At 51.0% G+C, this 6,075-nt stretch carries 6 protein-coding genes; 5 read left to right on the top strand and 1 reads right to left on the bottom strand.

What is annotated here, in order from left to right; translation table 11 throughout:
* Window positions 1-2: 2 nt before the first annotated feature.
* Window positions 3-488, top strand: a complete 486-nt coding sequence (locus tag PsAD37_RS24415) for a molybdenum cofactor biosynthesis protein MoaE (protein ID WP_063298288.1) — start codon at window positions 3-5, stop codon at window positions 486-488.
* 204 nt (window positions 489-692) lie between these two features.
* A complete protein-coding gene (locus PsAD37_RS24420; RefSeq protein WP_244272561.1) occupies window positions 693-1,889 on the top strand; it encodes a multidrug effflux MFS transporter in 1,197 nt (398 codons plus the stop codon).
* Window positions 1,890-1,953: 64 nt separating this feature from the next.
* On the opposite strand, the gene PsAD37_RS24425 is transcribed toward PsAD37_RS24420, so the two are convergent.
* A complete protein-coding gene (locus PsAD37_RS24425) occupies window positions 1,954-2,853 on the bottom strand; it encodes a branched-chain amino acid aminotransferase (RefSeq protein ID WP_063298290.1) in 900 nt (299 codons plus the stop codon).
* A 319-nt stretch (window positions 2,854-3,172) separates the two neighbouring features.
* On the opposite strand from PsAD37_RS24425, the gene PsAD37_RS24430 reads away from it, so the two are divergent.
* The 3 genes from PsAD37_RS24430 to PsAD37_RS24440 are packed head-to-tail and all read left to right on the top strand — an operon-like array spanning window position 3,173 to window position 5,787.
* Window positions 3,173-3,649: a MarR family winged helix-turn-helix transcriptional regulator gene (locus tag PsAD37_RS24430; RefSeq protein WP_057463584.1), complete on the top strand. Its 477-nt coding sequence runs from the start codon at window positions 3,173-3,175 to the stop codon at window positions 3,647-3,649.
* 9 nt (window positions 3,650-3,658) lie between these two features.
* On the top strand, window positions 3,659-4,360 hold the full coding sequence (locus tag PsAD37_RS24435) for a response regulator (RefSeq protein WP_063298291.1): 702 nt from the start codon (window positions 3,659-3,661) through the stop codon (window positions 4,358-4,360).
* A 44-nt stretch (window positions 4,361-4,404) separates the two neighbouring features.
* Complete coding sequence (locus PsAD37_RS24440) at window positions 4,405-5,787, top strand: ATP-binding protein (protein WP_063298292.1); 1,383 nt, start codon at window positions 4,405-4,407, stop codon at window positions 5,785-5,787.
* The last annotated feature ends 288 nt before the right edge of the window (window positions 5,788-6,075 follow it).

The raw sequence follows: 6,075 nt of genomic DNA on the forward strand, positions 1-6,075 counted from the left end.
CCATGTCAAACAGCACCACCACAGAATTTACAGTCCGCGTTCAGGCTGAAGATTTCGACGTTTTAGCGGAAACCGAAATCCTCACCAAAGGCCGTAAGGATGTCGGAGCTATCGTTACCTTCACCGGCCTCTGCCGCGATGAAGGCGGTACACTTGAAGCTCTAGAGCTAGAACATTACCCAGGCATGGCCGAAGCTCAAATTTCAAAGTTTGCACAGCAAGCCGTTGAACGTTGGCCTCTGACAGGCCTCACTATCATTCATCGCTTTGGCAAAATTCCTCCAGGCGACAATATTGTATTAGTCATAGCAACCAGCTCACATCGTCGCGCAGCCTTCGAAGCCTCTGACTTTCTAATGGACTTCCTAAAAACTCAGGCGCCATTCTGGAAGAAGGAGCATCTCAAAGAGACATCTGAAGGAACTTGGGTCGAGGCCAAAGCAGTTGATGATGCCGATGCAGCACGCTGGAGAAACTCCAGACATTAAGGCAAACTAGAAAATTTATGCATGTTAAGCGCATATATTATACTTATCTTGCCTTGATATAGCCTTTTTTTTGCGTAAATTCGACTAGAAATTTGTGGTAGTGTCAACTACCCTTTACCATTCTTACACCCAACACATAGGTCCCTTATGCCCGCAGGCACATCTCTGCGGCACGAGCGAGTACCTCATCCTGGGCTTTCCTTTGTGGAAATTGTCAGCCTTGTTGCGGCGCTTATGGCGCTAAACGCGGTTGCGACGTCTATGATGCTTCCGGCTCTTCCAGCCATGAGCAAAGCATTATCCGTCTCTGACAACGATCGCCAATTGGTGATCACAGCCTATATGCTTGGTCTCGCTTTTGCTTCTCTCTTTTTCGGGCCGCTTTCAGATATGATCGGTCGCCGAACCACATTGTTAATTGGTCTTAGCCTGTACATCATTGGCGGAATATATTCGACATTTGCTGTAAGTTATGAGCACATGCTCGCAGCTCGCGTCCTTCAGGGTATAGGCGCAGCTGCACCACGTGTTGCTTCCATCTCAATGATCCGGGACTGGTACAGCGGTCGTCAAATGGGCAAGGTCATGTCCTTGGTCATGGTAGCGTTCCAGATTGCACCGGTGATAGCACCATTCCTCGGGCAAGTTGTTCTGTGGTTCGCTCCATGGCAGGGCGTATTCGCTGCTCTCACCCTATTTGGTGTAATTCTGTTAATCTGGTGCGTCATGCGACTTCCCGAAAGCCTCGCCCTTGTGAATCAGCGGCCTTTGGAACTACGGTCTGTTCTCAGTTCTTACCGATTAGCTCTTACAACACGCGTGACCGTTGGCTACATGATGGCAATGACATTTATCTTTGCTTGCCTGTTTGCGTTCATTAATTCCGCGCAACAGGTCTTCATGGAGCACTTTGCGCTTGCTGAACTGTTTCCAATCGTGTTTGCAGCAATATCAATCGCGATGGCCCTCTCCTCCTACCTGAACTCTCAGATGGTCGAGAAGTACGGCCTGAGAAAAATGTCACACATGGCGATCCTTGGTTTTGCAGCAACATCGGTGCTCCTCGCGGCGATTGCCTTCAGCGGAACGCTATCCATCGTCTCCTTCATTGCAATCCAGTCGTTGGCAATGTTCTTCTTTGGCTTCATTGGCCCAAACTTCAACACCATGGCGATGGAACCACTAGGGCGGGTTGCTGGCGCAGGCTCAGCGATGATCGGCTTCGTCACCACACTAATCGGTGCGTTACTTGGCGCTGGCATTGGAAAACTGTATGACGGGACTGAACTACCGCTCGTCTATGGGACTGCATTGTTCTCGGTCCTTGGTTTGATCTGCGTCTTAGTAACTGAAAACGGCAAGCTCTTCAGGCAGCAGAAAGAGCAACAACTCGCAACCTAATAAGACAAGAAAGCCCGCTACTTAGTCAAAGCAGCGGGTTTTGAATTATTATGCAGCGAAGAAATCAGCTAGCAACAAGCAACTCTTCTTTCGCTGGCTGCACCGCAGCCATGTAGTCCTCAATCATCAGCTTAGTGATATCGCCCGGAGCAAAACTGTGCGGTCCGATTTCAGAAACCGGTGTCACTTCAGCAGCTGATCCAGTCAGGAAGCACTGTTCAAAGCCTTCCATCTCTTCAGGCATGATACGACGCTCAATCACTTCGATACCGCGAGCACGTGCCAAATCAATCACAGTGCGGCGTGTGATACCATCAAGGAAACAATCTGCAATCGGAGTGTGGATTGCCCCGTCTTTGATGAAGAAGACGTTGGCACCAGTTGCTTCAGCAACACGGCCCTGCCAGTCCAGCATCAAAGCATCAGAATAACCTTTTGCTTCTGCAGCGTGCTTGGAGATTGTGCAGATCATGTACAAACCAGCTGCCTTCGACTTGAACGGCGCAGTCTTTGGATCAGGGCGGCGATATTCCGCCAGATCCAGACGAATACCCTTCAAACGCTCTTCTGGAGAGAAGTAGCTTGGCCACTCCCAGGCAGAAATCGCCAGGTGGATGGTGTTGGACTGAGCGGAAATGCCCATCATCTCACTGCCGCGCCAGGCAACCGGACGCAGGTAAGCGTCTGTCAAGTTGTTTTCTGCAAGCATCTGTTTACACGCACCGTTAATCTGCTCTTCGCCCCACGGAATAGTGAAGCCCAGAACCTCAGCAGAAGCATGCAAGCGCTTAGTGTGTTCTTCCAGCTTGAAGATCTCGCCACCATAGGCGCGTTGACCTTCGAACACACTGCTTCCGTAGTGCAAACCGTGCGTGAGCACGTGCACCTTGGCCTCTGACCACGGAACAATTTTTCCATCCAACCAGATTGAGCCTTCTAGTTGATCAAAGGGTATACCCGCCATTTCTCTTCTCCATATGGCGAACAATTCACGGTGCAGGCAAGGCAAGGACTTGCCAGTCAAGGTGTGTTCTAGCTAAATCAATGAGTTTATAAAGGACAGGTATACAGAGCAGCCGTATTACAACTACAGATGATCAATACCTACCCACGACGTAAAACCGACGAAGAAATTAATTTTTCAACTATTGCGCACATGCGACGTGTTGAGTTCTTTCCTTTCTTCAGCGATGAGTAACTTGTAACTATCATTCTGAAATAAGTCAACATGACTGACGTATTTTTTGTAAGATTAAAAAATAGGCAGTTATCCGGGACAGGAAATGAATAAAAAAGACAGCGATTCACCACGGTTTGACCTTATTGAACTGTTTTTCTTCGCTTATCGCGATTTTACGGGTGATCCGGATGTGCTTCTCGATGAGCTGGGTTTTGGTCGTGCCCATCACCGTGTTCTTCATTTTGTGCACAGAAACCCCGGAATCAGAGTCTCTGACCTGCTCGACATTTTAAAAATCACGAAGCAAAGTTTGGGACGTGTTTTGAAACAGTTGGTGGATGATGACTTCATTTGTCAGGAACCAGGAGCGTTGGACCGCCGTCAGCGCCTGCTATATACCACTGAAAAAGGTACAGAATTTTGTGCCCGACTATCCAAACTCCAGTCCCAACGTATTAATAAGGCGATCTCCATGATGCCAGATGGCAGTGATGAGATTGTCCGCCAGTTTTTATATCTTATGATTGATGAGAATGATCGCAGCGAAGTTGCCCGTCTCATCACCAAACAAACAGATTGAGGAATTACCGTGGCCCGCTCTGCTCTTCTGGAAGATGATGCACCTCACATTCTCCTGATTGATGATGACAGCCGTATCCGCGACCTGCTCCAAAGGTTTCTCGGAGAAAGCGGTTTTCGGGTAACCGTCGCAAGAGACGCAGAAGAAGCCCGCCGCAGATTATCCGGCCTGGAGTTCGACCTGCTCATTCTGGACGTCATGATGCCGGGCGAAAGCGGAATCGAGCTCGCAAAAGACCTGCGCCGTTCCAAAGCTGTCCCCATCCTCATGCTCACAGCCCGCTCCGATATTGAAGATCGGATTGAAGGACTGGAAGCTGGCGTCGATGATTATGTTTCAAAACCGTTTGAACCACGCGAATTGCTCCTTAGAATTTCTGCCATCCTCCGCAGAGGTGGCCCAAAGCCAAAAATGAAGCTCGAAGTCTTGGCGTTCGGCCCGTTCCAATACAACGCAGAACGCGGAGAACTAAAACGCAATGACGAGCATGTCCGCCTGACAGACCGTGAAAAGCAGATCCTCAACACCTTTGCAGAAAAGCCTGGTCAAACTGTAGCACGAACTGATCTGGTGGGAGCAGATGCTGCACTTGGCGAACGCACAATCGACGTTCAGGTGAACCGCTTGAGAAGAAAGATTGAGGAAGACCCCGGCAATCCCCTATACCTGCAGACCGTGCGTGGGATAGGTTATCGGCTTATTACCAACTAGCTGCCATTATAGCAGCCAGCGCACAGGCGAGCAGCGAGAGGACAATGGGCTTATCAGACCGGTTCACACTTCCACAATGGATCAGAACGCTTTTAAAGCCCTACTTCGCGGTGACCAGCTGGCTGCATTATCGGCTTCCGAAGGGCCTTTATGTCCGCGCTCTGCTGATCATCGTCATCCCCTTCCTCATCCTGCAATCAGTCCTCGCTTTCGTTTTCATGGAGCGCCACTACGATCTGGTAACACGCCGCCTGTCTGAGGCTGTCGTTCGGCAAATTGCTGCTGTTGTCGACATGACAGAAACTTATAATCACGACGACAACTACGCGACACTTAAGCAAATCAGCGCAGGTGCGCTGGGTCTGTCCGTTACGGTTCTTCCCAAGGAGCCTCTCCCACCACCAAAATCAAAACCACTATTTGATCTGGTGGATCGGTATATGACCCGCGAGATTGCTGCGCGCATAGGCAAGCCATTTTGGATTGACACTGTCGGCGCTTCAAAATACGTCGAAATCCGCATCCAGCTTGAGGACAAGACGCTCCGCATCATTGCCCGTCGCAGCCAGACATATGCGTCAAACTCTCACATCTTCATCGTCTGGATGGTCGCCACCTCGCTGGTTCTGATCATTATCGCGGTCTTGTTCCTCAGAAACCAAATCCGGCCAATCGAGCAACTGGCAGATGCTGCCGAGGAGTTCGGCAAAGGTCGGCAAGTCTCCAACTTCCGCCCACATGGGGCTCGTGAAGTCCGCCGTGCCGCTCTTGCCTTCGTTGACATGCGCCGCAGAATTGAGCGCCATGTTGATCAGCGCACGACCATGCTTGCAGGCGTCAGCCATGACTTGCGAACCATCCTCACGCGGTTCCGTCTTGAGCTTGCTCTTCTTCCTCAGTCCCCTGAGGCAGATGCTCTGCGTAAAGACGTTGACGAAATGAACCGCATGTTGGAGGACTATCTTTCCTTCTCCAAAGGCTATGGTGACGAGCCGCCTGCTCCGGTCGATATCTCGCTCATGCTGGAGGATCTGGAGGTCGAGGCAGAGGTTGTTGGCGCTGATGTTGCATCCTCCTTCGACGGAGATCCCCTTGTCATCGTCAAAGGCCGGGCCTTCCGGCGCTGTCTTCTGAACGTGATTTCCAATGCGGCACGCTATGGCAAGACGCTGCGCATCAAGGGCAATCGAACACCCGACTGGCTAATCATCACAGTTGATGATGACGGTCCGGGTATCCCTCGTGAAGAGCGGGAGAACGTCTTCCGTCCCTTCCACAGGCTTGATACGGCCCGCAATCAGGACAGCGGTGGCTCAGGCCTCGGCCTGGCGATTGCAAGGGATATTGTAAGAAGTCATGGGGGGGAAATCTTCTTGCGCCAGTCTCCACTGGGCGGCCTGCGCGTTCGCATTCGCATTCCGATCTAGCTCACAGTGTGCACAAACACCAACAGCACCACATGGCATCCCATGCAGTGTTGAACCAGAATTCCCGGAAGTCGGGATGAGCAAGGCGGCAGGCAATACCTGCGCTACTTGTTAGTAATGAGTCTTCGGCATTGGCTACACGCCTTGCCCGGGCTTTCTTTTAGAGCTTGTCGCGTTTAATCGGTCATGTATCCAGCTGTTTTGAAGAAGTTGTTGCACTCTTGCTTTGTGAAGAGGTCGCAGACTTGGCCTACGGCCTGCCACAGTGCTTGATAACTTCTTGCTGCG

It is taken from the genome of Pseudovibrio sp. Ad37, from assembly GCF_001623075.1.
Taxonomy (GTDB): Bacteria; Pseudomonadota; Alphaproteobacteria; order Rhizobiales; family Stappiaceae; genus Pseudovibrio.

Coding starts and splice junctions, on each gene's coding strand:
- PsAD37_RS24415 (WP_063298288.1), top strand. CDS start 3: ATGTCAAACAGCACCACCACAGAATTTACAGTCCGCGTTCAGGCTGAA.
- PsAD37_RS24430 (WP_057463584.1), top strand. CDS start 3,173: ATGAATAAAAAAGACAGCGATTCACCACGGTTTGACCTTATTGAACTG.
- PsAD37_RS24440 (WP_063298292.1), top strand. CDS start 4,405: ATGGGCTTATCAGACCGGTTCACACTTCCACAATGGATCAGAACGCTT.
- PsAD37_RS24425 (WP_063298290.1), bottom strand. CDS start 2,853: ATGGCGGGTATACCCTTTGATCAACTAGAAGGCTCAATCTGGTTGGAT.